The organism is Epilithonimonas zeae, from assembly GCF_023278365.1.
Lineage (GTDB): Bacteria > Bacteroidota > Bacteroidia > Flavobacteriales > Weeksellaceae > Epilithonimonas > Epilithonimonas zeae_A.
This window is the reverse complement of sequence record NZ_CP075338.1, coordinates 74,903-91,393: the sequence shown is the minus strand read 5'-3', so window position 1 is coordinate 91,393 and position 16,491 is coordinate 74,903. Positions and strand designations below refer to the sequence as shown.

At 38.8% G+C, this 16,491-nt stretch carries 9 protein-coding genes; all 9 read right to left on the bottom strand.

Annotated features, from left to right (window positions below):
• Positions 1-645 (bottom strand): 3'-5' exonuclease, encoded by a 645-nt coding sequence (locus KI430_RS00270; RefSeq protein WP_248876306.1) that lies wholly within the window; start codon positions 643-645, stop codon positions 1-3.
• A gap of 69 nt (positions 646-714) precedes the next feature.
• Entirely contained in the window at positions 715-2,442 is a 1,728-nt protein-coding gene (locus KI430_RS00265; RefSeq protein WP_248876305.1) for a sodium:solute symporter family transporter, read from the bottom strand.
• A gap of 3 nt (positions 2,443-2,445) precedes the next feature.
• Positions 2,446-3,606, bottom strand: coding sequence for an aldose epimerase family protein (locus KI430_RS00260; RefSeq protein WP_248876304.1), 1,161 nt, complete (start codon positions 3,604-3,606; stop codon positions 2,446-2,448).
• A gap of 20 nt (positions 3,607-3,626) precedes the next feature.
• Positions 3,627-5,123, bottom strand: coding sequence for an L-arabinose isomerase (gene araA / locus KI430_RS00255; RefSeq protein ID WP_248876303.1), 1,497 nt, complete (start codon positions 5,121-5,123; stop codon positions 3,627-3,629).
• A gap of 159 nt (positions 5,124-5,282) precedes the next feature.
• Positions 5,283-5,981, bottom strand: a complete 699-nt coding sequence (locus KI430_RS00250) for an L-ribulose-5-phosphate 4-epimerase (RefSeq protein ID WP_248876302.1) — start codon at positions 5,979-5,981, stop codon at positions 5,283-5,285.
• A 472-nt stretch (positions 5,982-6,453) separates the two neighbouring features.
• On the bottom strand, positions 6,454-8,151 hold the full coding sequence (locus KI430_RS00245) for a ribulokinase (RefSeq protein ID WP_248876301.1): 1,698 nt from the start codon (positions 8,149-8,151) through the stop codon (positions 6,454-6,456).
• Between the two features lie 239 nt (positions 8,152-8,390).
• Positions 8,391-10,373, bottom strand: coding sequence for an alpha-L-arabinofuranosidase C-terminal domain-containing protein (locus KI430_RS00240; protein WP_248876300.1), 1,983 nt, complete (start codon positions 10,371-10,373; stop codon positions 8,391-8,393).
• Between the two features lie 105 nt (positions 10,374-10,478).
• Positions 10,479-13,106, bottom strand: coding sequence for a beta-glucosidase (locus tag KI430_RS00235; protein WP_248876299.1), 2,628 nt, complete (start codon positions 13,104-13,106; stop codon positions 10,479-10,481).
• Between the two features lie 241 nt (positions 13,107-13,347).
• Entirely contained in the window at positions 13,348-16,071 is a 2,724-nt protein-coding gene (locus KI430_RS00230; RefSeq protein WP_248876298.1) for a T9SS type A sorting domain-containing protein, read from the bottom strand.
• Between the last annotated feature and the right edge of the window lie 420 nt (positions 16,072-16,491).

The window sequence follows — 16,491 nt, the reverse complement described above, 5'->3', positions numbered from 1 at the left end:
TTATTTCATTTTATGGGTTAAAAACTTTAAACCGGATTCGATTTTCTGATGAATATTCTGAAAGTCGGTTTCTGAAACCTCTCCGCGTTTCCGGATTTCAAAAAAACATTTTGCAGTCATTTCTGCATCGATCATCGCATTGTGGAGATGTTCCATTTTTTCATTAAAAAGAAACTCGTAAAGCTGAGGCAGTTTAAAATAGTCAGCTTCCGGATTAACAACATACTCTTTACTTTTAAGCATTGTGCAGTAGAAATGACTCTGCAGAAAAGGATTTTCCAGGTTTGCCCTGTAAAAATCGGCGCTCAGTGTGTGAATATCAAACTCTGTAAAATGTCCCGTAATCAATGGTTGAAATTCTTTTATATCCGTTGAAAGCTTTTCTAAAACCAATGTTCTTTCCTGTCCGTTTTTACTTAAGAATTCTTTGGTAATACCGTGGATTTTCAATGACTTCAAGCTGATTTTCAAATCCTCATTAAAAATATAAAAATTTTCACGTTTAATTTCCTGGGCATTTTCGTCATAAATAACCCAGGCCACCTGAACTGCGGAAGGCCAATTATCTTTCTCAGAATAAGGCAGACTCCATCGTTTCGGGATTCCTGTAGTTTCGGTATCGATGAAAAGAAAATAGGTTTTCAAAATACAATCAAAATTATAAAAAATAAAAAGGATGCCTCAAGGGACATCCTTTCTATAATATTTTAAAATTTACCAGAATCTCACATAAAGCGCAGTCAGTAAAAGTAACGTTACAACAATTAAAACCAATGTTCTGTTGTCCACTTTGAACATTGATGCATCGATTGCAAATGCTTTCGGGTTCACTTTCGGTCCTGCAAGACTTATCCCAACCATCGTCAGAACCGTGAAGAAGAATGACCAGCCCATATTAATCAAAAATGGAATTTCGGTAATCGTGTGAACTACGCCATTTTCCAGTTTTTCATAAGTGAAAGCCGTATACAACCAGGTTTCTTTCCCGAAAATATCCACAGCAAAACTGTTGAAGAAAATTGCCAGAACGAATCCTAAAATTACGCCTACCAAAGCTGCAGTTCCGGTTGTTCTTTTCCAGAACATTCCTAAAAGGAACATCGCAAAAACGCCCGGACTGATAAATCCTGTATATTTCTGAATGAAAGTAAAACCACCTTCACCACCGATTCCCAAAACATCCGTCCAAGTAAACGCCAAAGCAACAAACATCGCAATAATAATCGCCCATCTTCCGGTTCTCACCATCTGGATTTCCGTTGCATCAGACTTTAAATATTTTTTATAAATGTCTAATGTGAAAATCGTTGAGATACTGTTTACTTTCCCTGCCAGTGAAGCTACGATTGCTGCCGTCAAAGCCGCTACTGCAAGACCCTTCAGACCAACCGGCAAAAATCCTAATATTGCAGAATAGGCGCCGTCTTTCACACCATTAAATCCTGGCAAATGTCCTTTTTGATAAAGTACATAGGCAGCAATTCCAGGAAGCATTACAATAATCGGCATAAATAATTTAAGGAACCCTGCGAATAAAATCCCCGTTCTCGCTGTTTTCAAATCAGCTCCCAGAGCTCTTTGCGTGATGTACTGGTTACAACCCCAATAATTTAAATTAACAATCCACTGTCCTGCAAAATACATCGCCAAGCCCGGAAGAACAACATATTTCTGAACATCCAGATTTTCAGGCATTGCTAAAGTCGTTGTTGTTTTAACCGGTTTTTCCAGCATTAATTTGAAATGTTGCGGCGCTTCATTCATCAATGTCTGAAATCCTGTCAAAGCATTTCCTACAGCCGCTCCGTTGATTCTCTGGTCAACAATTTGCAACGCCATATAAACGGTAGCAAAACCTCCGATAATCAAAACCGCCACCTGAATTACGTCGGTGTAGCCGATTACTTTCATTCCGCCAAGACCGATTAGCAAAGCCATTAGAAGCAGTCCAATCATAATGATATGAAGGTTGTCGCCTCCAAGTAATGTATCAATCGCCAAAGCTCCCAAATAAAGAATGGAAGTCAGGTTGACAATCACATATAAAAACAGCCAGAATACCGCCATAATCAGGGAAACCGATTTGTTGTAACGGGTTTCCAGGAATTGCGGCATCGTGTAGATTTTGTTTTTAAGATAAATCGGAATGAACCAAATGGCAATAATGATGAGCGCCAATGCAGCAATCCATTCATAAGCTGCCACCGCTACACCCACGAAAAATCCTTCGCCGGACATCCCGATGAACTGTTCCGCTGAAATATTGGAAGCAATTAAACTCGCTCCAATCGCCCACCAAGTGAGTGAACCTTCCGCAAGGAAATAATCTTTACTGCCTGTTGCTGCAGATTTTTTTTTGTTATAAATCCAGATTCCGTAACCGGCTACCACCACAAAATAAATCAGAAATATGATGATATCAATAGTTGCTAAATTTCCCATACTTTATTTTTTAACTGAGAATTTGTAAATTGTTTTCGACTGGTATTTTTGTCCCGGCTTCAGTTCTGTAGAAGGGAAAGAAGCCTGGTTTGGAGAATCCGGAAAATGTTGTGTTTCTAAACAAAAGCCTGTTCTGAATTCATTTTTTCCGCCAGTCTTTGTATCAAATTTTCCATCCAAAAAGTTTCCGGAATAGAACTGAACGCCCGGTTCATCGGTCAAAACTTCCATTACTCTTCCTGATTCAGGATGATAAACTTTGGCAATGCTTCTCAATCCGCTTCCGTTCAGAATCCAGTTGTGGTCGTAGCCTTTTCCTTTTTTCAGTTGGTCGTCATCTGCATTGATATCTTTTCCAATTGCTTTTGAAGCTGTGAAATCGAATACACTTCCCTTCACCGCTTTTTGCTCACCTGTAGGAATTAGAGTTTCATTAACTGGTGTAAATTTATCCGCATTAATCTGCAATTCGTGGTCAAGAATGGTTTTTGAGAAATTCCCTGAAAGATTGAAATACGAATGCTGAGTCAAATTCACCACAGTCGGTTTATCGGTTTCCGCTTCGTAAGAAATTTCCAAAGCATTATCATCTGTCAAAGTATACAGAACGGTTGTCGTTAATTTTCCCGGATAACCTTCTTCACCGTCAGCGCTGGTGTAAGTCAGTTTCAAAGTCGGGAATTTTGCATCTTTCACTGGTTCAATATTCCAGAATTTGGTGTGGAATCCTTCTTTTCCGCCGTGAAGACTGTTTGGCCCGTCGTTTTTGTCGATGTCATATGATTTGCCTTCCAAAGTAAATTTGGCATTGGCAATTCTGTTTCCGTAACGGCCAATCAATGCCCCGAAATAATATGGATTTCCGTTGAAATAATCTTCAGGCTTGGTAAATCCTAAAACGACATCTTCGTATTTTCCGTTCTTGTCGGGAGCGGTAAGTGAAGTGATAATTCCGCCGAAGTTAATGACTTCCAGCTTCATCCCGTTTTTGTTGGTTAAAGTATATTTTTTGATGGAATCGCCTTTTGACGTGACTCCGTAATCTGAAACCTGTATGTTTTCCATTGTTTCCGGTTGAGTTTTTGATTGATTTTCTTTTTTATTGCACCCGAAAATACATAAAACGGCAAAAAGAATTATCAGGTTGATACTTGTTTTTCTCATTTTTTAGAAGTTTTGCAAGTTTAACGATAATATATTTCATTCCAGCGAAGTGTGTTCTTAAAATCACGGATTTTCGTATCTTCATCAATAACAAGCGATTCGATACCTGCAATCTCTGCAAAATCTTCCAATTGTTCTACGCTGATGTTCTCACTGTAACACGTGTGATGCGCTCCACCTGCCAAAATCCACGCTTCAGCTGCCGTGTACAGGTCAGGAAGCGGCTTCCAAAGGACTCTCGCAACCGGAAGTTTTGGCAATTCTTCGGTAATTTCCAACGCTTTTGTTTTGTTGATTAACAGTCTGAAATGATTTCCGAAATCCATCAAAGCGGCATTTAAAGAATCGATATTTCCTCTCGAATTGAAAACCAGACGAACCGGGTCAGCTTTTCCGCCAATTCCCAATGGATGAATTTCACAAGAAGGTTTGTCAATCGCCAAAACAGGGTCAACTTCCAACATATGTGAACCTAGAATTGAAGGATTTGAAGGATTTAAATGATAAGTATAATCTTCCATAAAGGCATTTCCACCTTCAAGACCTTGTCCCATTGTTTTCATCGCACGAACCAAAGCGGCAGTTTTCCAGTCGCCTTCTCCGGCAAATCCATAACCTTTTTCCATCAATCTCTGAACGGCAATTCCAGGTAATTGTTCCAAGCCGTGAAGGTCTTCGAAAGTATCGGAAAAACCTTTGAAATTTCCATCTTTCAGGAATTTTTCCAAACCTAATTCGATTCTTGCGGCAACTTCCAGAGATTTTCTGTTTGAACCTCCGGAAAGAAGAGATTCTGCCATTTTGTATGAAGCTTCATATTCTTCAATTAAGGTTTTGATTTCACCATCACCAATTGAATTGACAACGCTCACCAAATCTCCGATTCCCCAAGTGTTTACTGAAAATCCAAATTTGGTTTCCGCTTCCACTTTATCACCATCCGTAACCGCTACAAATCTCATATTATCACCAAAACGGGCGAACTTCGCACCTTGCCAATCATCCCAACCTGCGGCAACTCTACTCCATTCTCCAATCTGTTTCTGAACTCTTTCTTCAGCCCAATGTCCTACAACTACTTTTCTGTTTTTGCGAAGACGGCTTACCATAAATCCGAATTCACGGTCGCCGTGCGCAGCCTGATTCAGGTTCATAAAGTCCATATCCATTGTAGACCAAGGAATATCCTGGTTGAACTGCGTGTGAAGATGCAACATTGGCTTTTGTAAAGCGGTCAGTCCACGAATCCACATTTTTGCGGGTGAAAACGTGTGCATCCAGGTTACGATTCCGATGCAGTCTTTTGCAAAGTTGGCAGCGGTAAGTGTTTCAAAAATTTCTTCTGTTGTTTTTACGGTTGGCTTCAAAACCACTTTAACAGGAATTTGAGACGAAGCATTGAACGCTTCTACGATTTTCGCTGAATGTTCCGCAACCTGCGCTAATGTTTCAGGACCGTATAAATGCTGGCTTCCGGTGATGAACCAGATTTCTTTCGTATTGAGAGGTGTTAACATATTTTTAGTTGATTGTTGTTGGTTGATTGTTGTTGGTTGATTGTTGATAGTGTTTATTATTTTGTTTTGTCATTCCGAGGAACGAGGAATCTCTGTTGATAATTGAGATTCTTCACTACACTACGTTTCGTTCAGAATGACAGCCTTTATTTAATTGTATTATTGTCCGTAATAGGCATTTTTGCCGTGTTTTCTTTCGTAATGTTTTTTGATTAATGAATCTTTCAAACGGGGAACATTAGGATTGATTTGTCTTGTGAGATAAGCCATCTCGGCGATGGTTTCGAGGACTTTGCTGTTGTAAACCGCTTTGTCTGCATTTTTTCCCCAAGTGAACGGTCCGTGATTTCCGATGAGCACCATTTCTACTTCTTCGTAAGACAAGTTCTTTTCTTTAAAGCAATCCAGAATCTGGATTCCGGTGTTGTATTCGTAATTGCCCTCGATTAAATCATCGTGCATCGGCGGTGCACAAGGAATATCTGTTGTCAGATGGTCTGCGTGGGTCGTTCCGAAAATCGGGATGTCCAGTTGCGACTGTGCCCAAGCTACGGAATAGATAGCGTGCGTGTGTGAAATCCCACCGATGTTTTCCCAGTTTTTATAAAGATAAGCGTGGGTTTTGGTGTCGGAAGATGGTCTTAAATTTCCTTCCACCACATTGGCATCGTAATCTAAAATTACGATGTCTTCCGGTTTCAATAATTCGTAAGGAACACCGCTCGGCTTGATGGCAAAGATTCCTTTGTCACGGTCGACAGCGCTTACGTTTCCGAATGTGTAAACGACCAGCTTTAATGCATCGAGTTGCATATTGGCTTCGTAACATTCTCGTTTTAATTCTTTATAGATGCTCATTTTTATTTTATTAATGATTGAAATATTAATTGATTTAAGAATCAAATATTTATTTTTCAATTGCGTCGGGCTTTAGCCCGATGTCTTATTTTTGATTTTCATTTGGCTTTAGCCAAAATTTACGTTTCGGCTAAAGCCGAATTTGTTTTCGTTCTTTTGTAGACGGGCTAAAGCCCGCCTCTATTGAATAATCTTATTCAAGTTTTGAACGTCGAATTGCACGCAGCCCGGCTTGAGCGGAAATCCTTTTTTTGCGTTGAAAAAGCTCTGGCAAAAAAAGATTGGGAGCGGAAGACGGATTAAGCTGCCATAATAATTTTAGTTGATGGTTTTTTGTTGATGGTTGTTGGTTTTTCACTAATGTAAATATTTACAGGTCGCTTGTACGAGGCTCTTTTTGTGATGATAATATTTACATATTTGCTATTAACAGGGCACTCCTACGGAGCTTTTCTGCTTTAACTTCTATCAACTATAAACTTTCAGCTATCAACTTTTTCTTTGATTTGATATTATTTTCTGTGAAATCTGCGAGAATCTGATATTGTTTCATAAATTCTGCATATTTTTCTACCTTTTCTGCTTGTGGGAAATATTCTGCTTCGAAATCGGAACCCATTTTCTGGCTCGCTTCCTGAACAGTCGGGTAAATTCCCGCTGCAACAGCCGCATAAATAGCTGCGCCCAAAGCCGGAGCCTGGTCTGAAGCTGCCACTACAATCGGCATATTAAGAACATTGGCCAAAGTCTGCATTATGAACGGTGATTTTCTGGCAACGCCACCAATTCCGATTACTTTTTCGATTTTTACGCCTTCTTCTTCGAAACGGTCGACGATTTTTTTGGCTCCAAAGCAAATCGCATTTACCAAAGCTTTGAAAATATGCGGTGCTTTTGTCCCCAAGGAAAGGTTGCTGATCGCCATTTTCAGTTCCTGATTGGCATCTGGTGTTCTTCGTCCGTTAATCCAATCCAAGGCAACCGGAACCACCTCCGAAAGTGGAATTTTTTCCGCTTCCAAAGTGAGATTGCGAATAAGATTGTTTTCTATTTCTTCTTTCAGCAACTGTTTTTGATTTTCGTCAATGACATTGGAATTCATCACAATATGGTGTGTCGGCCAAGTCAGAATATCTTTGTACCACGCCAAAACATCACCAAATGCAGATTGCCCCGCTTCTAATCCCATCAATCCCGGAATCACGGAACCATCGACCTGTCCGCAGATTCCTTTAACTGTTTTGTCGCCAATGATTTCGTTGGGAGCCACCATAATATCGCAAGTTGACGTTCCCATAATTCTGATCAGCGTATTTTCCTCCACTTTTGCACCAACCGCTCCGGAATGAGCATCGAAAGTTCCGACAGCAATTACCGTATTGGCCGTCAAGCCTAATTTTGTTGCCCATTCTTCATTCAGATTTCCGGCAACTTCATCGGAAGTATAGGTTTTATCGTACAGCCTATCACGAAGTTCTGCCAGTGAAGAATCCAGCTGACCGAGAAATTCTTTGGAAGGAAGTCCATCCCACGATTCGTGCCACATTGCTTTGTGACCCGCTGCACAACGACTTCTTTTAAATGTTGCTAAATCCTGATTATCGGAAAGTAAAAAGGTAAGGTAATCGCAATGTTCCATCCAGCTATAAGCCACGTTTTTTACGGCTTCATCTTCTCTGTTGATGTGAAGAATTTTTGCCCAAAACCATTCGGAAGAATAGATTCCGCCTTCAAATTTTGTATAATCTTCGCCGCCCCAGTTTCTTACCAGATGGTTGATTTCTTCAGCTTCGTTGATGGATGTATGGTCTTTCCATAACACCATCATTGCGTTGGGATTTTCTGAAAATTCAGGCAAAAGTGACAAGGCAATTCCATCCTTATTCACAGGAAGCGGTGACGAACCTGTCGTATCAATACAAATGCTGAAGATATTTTCCGGCGCAACGCCACTTTCTTTCACAACAGTTGAAATGGTTTTTTCCAACCCTTCGATATGGTCGAGCGGATGCTGACGAAATTGATTTTCTTCCGGCTTGCAGAATTTTCCTTCTTTCCATCTTTGGTAATAGCTTACGGAAGTTGCCAGTTCTGCCCCATTTTCCGTATCAATCAAAACGGCACGAACAGAGTCTGTTCCGTAGTCTAAGCCGATAACGTACTTTTTCATTAACGTGGATAATTAATTTTTTATGAATTATTTGATAAATCCTCCGCCAAGCTCGGGATGACAGCTCTCATAATAACCGCAATATTTACCATTGTCAGGCTGAACCTGTGGAAGCCTTTTAATATAAAAGATTGAGTTAGTTCTTTAATCAGAGTTAAAACAAATATAAGATTCTATTTTAAATAAATGTAATATTTACACTTAATTTTAAATTCTCCTTTATTTATGGTAGTTTTAAGCTATTTTATTTTCAAAATCACTAAAGAATTTGCCGGAATTTCAACAGAAATCTTTCCTTTTTTAATGGCCTGCGTTTCCTCTTTTGGTGTAATGGTTTCTGATTGGAAATTATTTTCATCGGAAAGTCCTGCAGAAGTCAGTACAATTTTGGTTAATTGATTGCCCGTTTTACTATTTTTCGGATTAATTTCAACTGAAGTTTCCTGAGGATTAGCATTAACAATTTTAATGATGATTTCTTCTTTTTTAAGGTCACGAACTGCCGATGCATAGAGATTATTCTCCCCTTTCAACGGTTTTCCGTTTTCTGAGATTTTAATTAAATCTGTTCCTTTGTTGTTGGAGAATAATTTCTGAACATAATAATTCGGAGTGGCATAAGATTTTAAATTATTGAACCAAATTAAATCCGGCGTCCATTGCCAACCGTCTGCGTGGGCGAAAAGCGGTGCGTAGGAAGTCATTGTCACGACATCTGCGTTGCGTTCTAGTCCGGTCATAAAAGCGGCCTCTGAAAGTGCGGTCAGCCAATTGTTTTTATTGTCAGGTTTTACAACGCCAACCGATTGCGCGGCATATTCTCCGGCAAAAACTTTTGGTCCTCTTCGGTCGTATTTATCGTATCGATCTGCATTTTTTAAGAACCATTCCGGAGAATTGTAGTAATGTTCGTCCACAATCTGAGCATTCAGTTTTTTAAGCTCTTTCCAGCCGTAATCGAAAAATTCGCCATCGGGAGACGGTCCGCTTCCGGAAATGATTTTGATATCGGGATATTTGGCGTGAATTGCTTTTTCAAAAACTTTGTAGCGTTCGATATAATCCGCTCCCCACTGCTCGTTTCCAACACCTATAAATTTCATATTAAAAGGTTTCGGATGTCCCATTTCTGTACGGATTTTTCCCCATTTTGTATTGGAATCGCCGTTTGCAAATTCAATCAAATCCAAAGCATCCTGAATGTAAGGGTCTAAATCTTCCATTTTTACAAGTTCAGCTGTGTTAAATTGGCAAGCCATTCCGCAGCTGAGAATCGGAAGTGGTTCTGCGCCTAAATCCTCCGCCAATTGGAAATATTCAAAAAAGCCAAGTCCGAAAGACTGCCAATAATCTGGTGTCAGACGGTGGGCAAATCCGTTGTTCCATTTATTGATAAGATTTTCGCGGTCTTCCACTTTACCAATTGTTTTTTTCCATTGATATCGCTCTGCCAAAGTTCTTCCTTCGACAATGCAGCCACCCGGAAAACGTAAAAATCCAGGCTGTAAATCATATAACTTTTGAACCAAATCCTTTCTTAAACCGCCTTTTCTGCCTTTCCAGGTGTCTTGAGGAAACAGTGAAATCATATCCATATTCACAACACCTTTTCCGGTAAAAGTGATTTGAAGCTTTGCTTTTTCAACGGTTCTGGAAGGTACAAAAACAGCATTGTATTTTTGCCAGCCTCCACCTTTGATGATGGTAGATACTGAGGAAATCACTGTTCCGTTTTCATCAATCAGACTTGTATTGATGGCAGAAATATTTCCTGACACATTTTCCAGATTGAAACTTAAGTCATATTTCTCACCTTGATGCAAACCAATTCCTCTGAAACCTTCGTTCTCAAGAATATAATTTTTATCATTCCAAACCGTGATTCTTGCGTAGTTTTTATTGGATTTGGATTTGTCGGTTATAATTGTCAAAAAACCGGAATCCAAGTTTGGAGAAAGCGTTTTTGTATTGGGTTGTTTCCAGCCTGTCAAAGGTTCGTCGAACTCGAAGCTGCGGTTTTTAATCAGTTCAGCATATAATCCGCCGTCTGCCGCAAAATTGATGTCCTCGAAGAAAATCCCGTACATCGTGGGCTGGATTTTGATGTTGGTAGAAGTTCCGTCCAAATCGAGGAAATGGGTTTGGATAGTTTTATTTTGGGCTGAAAAAAATGCAACACTTAGCGAAATAGCGGCTGTGAATATTTTGGTTTTTGTTTTCATTGATTGGTATTTTGTAGACGAATACATTTAGACTCTCGCAGATTATCTTGATTTTGCAGATTTATTCTAAGCTTAAAAGGTTTTGATTAAATTAAGTTTCAGAAATTATTTAACCTGTAATTGAAGACTTTTCAAACCTGATTCATCGGAAGTTCCGCCGTAGAAAATCGTGTAATCTCCTGCTTTCGGAGCCAAATCATCTACTTTTTCATCATAAAATGTAAATGAATCTTTAGAAATCGTTAATTGAATATTTTTTGTTTCCTTAGATTTAATTAAAACCCTTTCAAAAGCTCTCAAAGTCTTTACTGGTGCCGCAGGATCATTATTTCTTTTCACATAAACTTCAATCACTTCTTCACCGTCTCTTTCCGAATTATTGGTAACAGGAACTGTAATCGTCAAGTTTTCATTAGAATTAATGGTGCTTTTGGCCAGCTTAGCATTTCCGTAAACAAATTTTGAATAACTCAACCCGTGACCGAAAGCGTATAATGGCTTTTCCGTCATATAACGGTAGGTTCTTCCGACCATATCGTAGTTTTCAAAACCCTGGTGTTTGCTGGTTTTAGATAAATTATTGTCCAGCTGTTCCAGATTTTTATAGAATGTAATCGGTAATCTTCCTGATGGATTGTAATCTCCCGCCAAAACGTCTGCAACGGCAGTTCCGCCGGATTGTCCACCGTACCAAGCGCTAATCAACGCATCATAATTTTTTTCATCTTGCGCTAAACCCAATGAACTTCCCGTACAAAGGACAAAAACGACAGGTTTTCCTGTTTTTCTTAGTTCAGCCAGCAATTCACGCTGAACTTTCGGAAGGTCGATAGACGTTTTATCGCCATCTTTGAAACCTTCTGCATTCACCATCATTTCTTCGCCTTCCAGACTTGGAGAAAGTCCGCCTGCGAAGACAATAACGTCCGCATCTTTCACTTTTTCCCTAACCGCAGCGAAATTAACAGGATCTTTTCTGTACACGTCAAATGTGATGCTTACATATTTTCCTTTTTGGGTGTGACGTAATTCTATCAGATATTCTTTTCCTTTCTCCATTTTCACAGGAAATTCTGAAGGATGTCTTGCGTCTGGACCTTTTCTGGTCGCGATTTCTTTACCGTCAACAAAAAGTGTGTAAACATCGGAAGTTGATGGCGAAAGAATCACATCGCCCGTGTAAGGGCTTTTGAAAACGCCGGAAATAATAGCCGATGTATTTTCTCTTCCGACATTCGGGGCGAGCTGAGTTCCGCCAAAACTGTTGTAATTGATTCCGCTTTTATTTACAGAAACATTAGCGGGAGTTCCTTTGAATTCATTATTGTTGAAAAACGCTACTTTCATTCCTTTTTCACCATTTTTCTGGCTTAAAAAGTTTTGGTAAAGCGAAGTTCTGGATGACGGATCGGCGACTTCAGTTCCTTTTTCATAAATGATTTCTGCGTTTGGAAATTTGGTTTTGATACCGTCCAAAATCGTTACGATGGAAGAAGGTGTTCCGTTATAATTTCCCAGCTGCATCAGTCCGTCATCCGCATTTGGACCAACGACAGCAATTTTTTTGATGTTTTTATTTAAAGGCAAAACGTTCTTCTCGTTTTTCATCAGAACAATAGATTTCTGAGCCATTTTTAAAGCCTGCTTTTTATGCTCTTCAGAATCCACAACAGAATATGGAATGGAGTTCCAGTGAACGGAAGATTTCGGATCGAGCATTCCCAATTCAAACCAACCTTTCAGAATTCTTCGCATCGAAATATCGAGGTCTTTTTCGGTAATTAATCCGCTTGCGAGAGATTTATTTAAATTATTATACGTGTCACCACACTCTAAATCTGTAGAATGTTTCAGGGCGTCTGCGGCAGTAGTTTTTTCGTCAGGATGTGTTCCGTGGTACTGTTTCTGATAGAAATCTGCCAAAGCCCAGCAATCGGAAACGACCATTCCGTCGTAGTTCCATTTTCCGCGAAGAATTTCTGTCAATAAAGTATTGTTGGCGCAACACGGTTGACCGTCAAAAGCATTGTAAGCACACATCACTTCCCTTACATTTCCTTCCAAAACCAATGCTTTAAAAGCCGGAAGGTAGGTTTCATACAAATCTCTTTTGGAAACTTCAGCGTTGTAGGAATGACGATTCCATTCCGGACCGCTGTGAACGGCGAAATGTTTGGCGCAGGCGTGCGTTTTAAAATATTTCGGGTCATTTCCCTGCAAACCTTTTACGGCTGCAACACCTAAAACAGAAGTCAAATAAGGATCCTCACCATAGGTTTCCTGACCTCTTCCCCATCTAGGATCACGGAAAATATTGATGTTCGGCGTCCAGAATGTAAGTCCTTCGTAACGTCCGGTTTTTTGAGATTCATCAAAAGATCTATTGTATTTTGCTCTGGCTTCATCGGAAATCATTTCAAAAGTTTTGAGATGTTCCGGAACGTCCCAGGTTGCTGCCATTCCGATGGCTTGAGGAAAAACCGTGGCTGTTCCTGCTCTTGCAACGCCGTGAAGCGCCTCGTTCCACCAGCCGTAACCGGGAATATCCAATCTCGGAACGGCTTTCGAATTATCCATCATCATTCCGATTTTTTCATCAACTGTTAATAATCCGAGAAGATTTTCAATTCTCTGCTCGACTGGAAGTTTGGGGTTCTGGAACGGATATTTGAAATTCTGTGCGGATGAGATTGCGCAAATGAAAATGGATAAGGAAAACAGGATTCTTTTCATTATAATTGATTTAAAATATCAGATCGATTTCAAAGACTGACATTCGATATTTGATTATTAACAAATATAAGATTCTATTTTTAATAAATGTATAAACAACACTTAATTTAAGATAATAATAATTACAGCTTGGCTACTGACCTATATTTTTATTCGAAAAAATAGGTTTTTAGCTTATATTAATTAAAAAAGTCACCATAATAAAAGGGTGACTTTTAATAAAATTTGATTTGAATGATAATTATTGTTTAATAAATTTCGTTCTGATGCTTTTCCCTGCTTCGTATATTTCAATAAAATATACTCCGGAAGTAAGTTTAGAAATATCAATTCTATTTTTACCACTGACAAGTTTCGATTGATGTGAGATTAGGCTTCCTTTAGCATCAATAATCGAATAAGCTGCATCGGACGATTTCCAATTAACAAAAATCTCGTTTTTAGCAGGATTTGGATAAAGCTGCAATTTGGAATCAGATATATCCTGAGCCGCAAGTGTTTCAAACTCCAATGGCAGAAGTGAAGCAGAATAAGCATTTTCTTCCGAAATATAAGCGCTAAACGCCGGAACAGTCTCGCTTCCACTGCTTATTTTATAGAATCCTGTAACTCCCCCAACTGTTTTGAGAACATATCCTCCTGTGTAAGCTTTTACCGTGCTATAGTCTGCATTGAACTGATTAGAAACAATCGCTTTTGGTGTAGAAACAGATCCTGATCCTGTGAAAGTAAACGTTCCGTTTCCATTAATCAACACTGGTGTATTAGCAGGAATTTTTCCATTCGGAACACTGGTGCATAAAACTTTTGATGACAAAGGCAGCATATTGTAAGCCTGTACACCAACCGGAACATTAGCTTCAAATGGTAATACAATCACGGCATATCCATTCAATGTTTTTGTATACGATGCGGCTGTCGCAGTGAAAGCGAAAGGTGCATTAAAGTCACCGCCCTGATCGGATAATTCCAATGATGCAGCAACAGTTCCTGAAACTACATTTGCATTGTTTGCTTTAGAATCTTTGCGGAATCCAGCTCCACTACTAACATAAAATATACTATTGGCATTAGCCATTTTACTTTTCCAGTTAGCTGAAGTATTGATCCCTGTTACACTGGTAAAATCCAATGACGTGTAATATGTATTTTCATAAACATCCATCAGATTGCTATCTCCATCTGAATAAACGCCGGCAAACTTCATTGCTTTTTCATTTGAAATTGCAAAATAGACATCGCCAAAATTGAATGTCAATACAGAACTGAAATTACCATTTCTAAGTCCAATAATTCCTTTGCAGCCGGTTGTAAGAACTGCCCTGGAGATATCAAACGTCAAATCGAAATTGGACGAGCCAGACGATGGCAAGTTAACTGTTCCATAATTATAAGATTTCACAACGCCTGCATTGTCAACATAATATAAAGTTGTATTAGATGAAGTTGCAAGATTGCTCGTTGTATAACTATTGACGTGAAAAACCAATTTATTGTAGCGGTCATCTAAAGCTATATATCCATTAGCATCTGTCATATTGGAGCTGATAAGCGGTGTAGAATTATACAAAGTTGCCGTTTTACCACTTAGTTGATACGTTGTTCCGAACGCAGGATTGGTAACAGATTGACTTTCAATTTTAGAGTAATTAACATCCTGACCCGTCATATTGGAAACTTCTCTGATATTACTTTTATCAAAAACAAAAGTGATAACACTTGAAGGATTGACCTGAATAGTAGGACGGAAGGTTTCTGTAAAAGTCTGATTAGAGGAAACCATATTAGAAGTTTCATTGGTCATAATTTTTTGTGCTGAAGTCGTGTAGAAAGGCAAATCCACCTTCAGTGTATAGGCATTAGCCGATGAGTTTAAAATCATCAATGTCACTTTATCTCCAGAATCATTGATGAAAGCAGAACCCTGCATTGCGCCTTGGTCGCTCCAGATAGCATCCAATCTTTTGTAACCCGTTGTATATTTTGCATAATGAGAGAGAATATGACCTCGCTTGGTGATTTCGCCAGCTACCGTTCCGTAGAGCCCATCTCCCATCATTCCGTAATATCTTTTTGTAGCATAATGGATCCAGGCATTTCCACCGCCTACAATAACATCATTGATGCTTTTTGCAAAGTCAAATGCATCTGTGTTCCAAGAAAAATTCCTTGTGCCGCCATTGGAATTCCAATTGATCAGAAACTCTGTCATCCAGATTTCTTTATTTGTATTAAGGAAACCTTTATATGCAGAACCTATTCCTCCATATTGATGTCCAGCGTAGATTTCAAACTTCGGCAATACATCTGTGGCAAGAAGTGCATTAGCAAAGTTGTTTGACAATCCCACAGTTTCCGGCGCAATAATCTTACAACTAATAATATCTGAATAATTCTTCAGAAAATTGGTCATTTGAGTAGTTGTCCAAGTGCATCCTGTATATTCTACTATATAATCTGGCTCATTTTGCAGAGAGATACCTTCCAGCTCAACACCATTATTTCTTAGATAAATAACAAAGTCATTCAGGTAATTTGCAAAATCTCCGTAATGCTCAGGTTTGAGAAAACCTTCTACACCATTGTATGTTCCAGCATCATTTCCGTTGGTTTTCCATTCTGCAGGTGGCGACCACGGACTTGCAAAAATAATCAGACCTAGAGATTTTGCTTTTTGTGCAGTGGCGAGAGCCAAGTTCCAATTCTCTCTGGTTGTGGGAATATAAAGTCGCATAATATTGTATCCGGCTTCACTATTTGTTCCCCACATTTTTTCGATTTCTGCAGGCGTCATATGATCATAGGCAAACTGCGGACTGCATACGAAACCACCATAACCAGTAATTTTTTGCCGTGGCGTATTGTCTATTCGGACTTTCGGTGTTTGAGCATTTGCCAGAAAACTTAGGAATACCATCGCGATAAAGGCAAGTTGGCCAAGTGATTTTAAAATAGTTTTTTTCATAGCTTAAAGATTTTTACAATAGTTTTTAAATTTTTATTTTTTCAGATAAGGCATAAGAATGACCGGATGCCGTTTTGGATAGCATCTTTGTATAGAATGAAAAATTTTCGTAAAACAGTTAAAAAGAAATTTCGAACTGATTTTTAGTTTTGTTTAATCCTATCTCGGATTATCGGAAAAGTAAATTTTTTGCTTCCATATATTAATTAAAATAATTAAGTGTTATTTCAACACTAATATAATAAATAACACAATAAAACAATACTAGAGCTTCTATAATTCACAATATTTTTAGAAATTATTATCTAACAGAATAATTTAAATTTGAATTAATTATGATTATGTTATCATTATGTTAATGATTATGTAACGTTGAAATATAGATTTAAAAGCATATTCTAAAAATGAAAATTTTAAAGC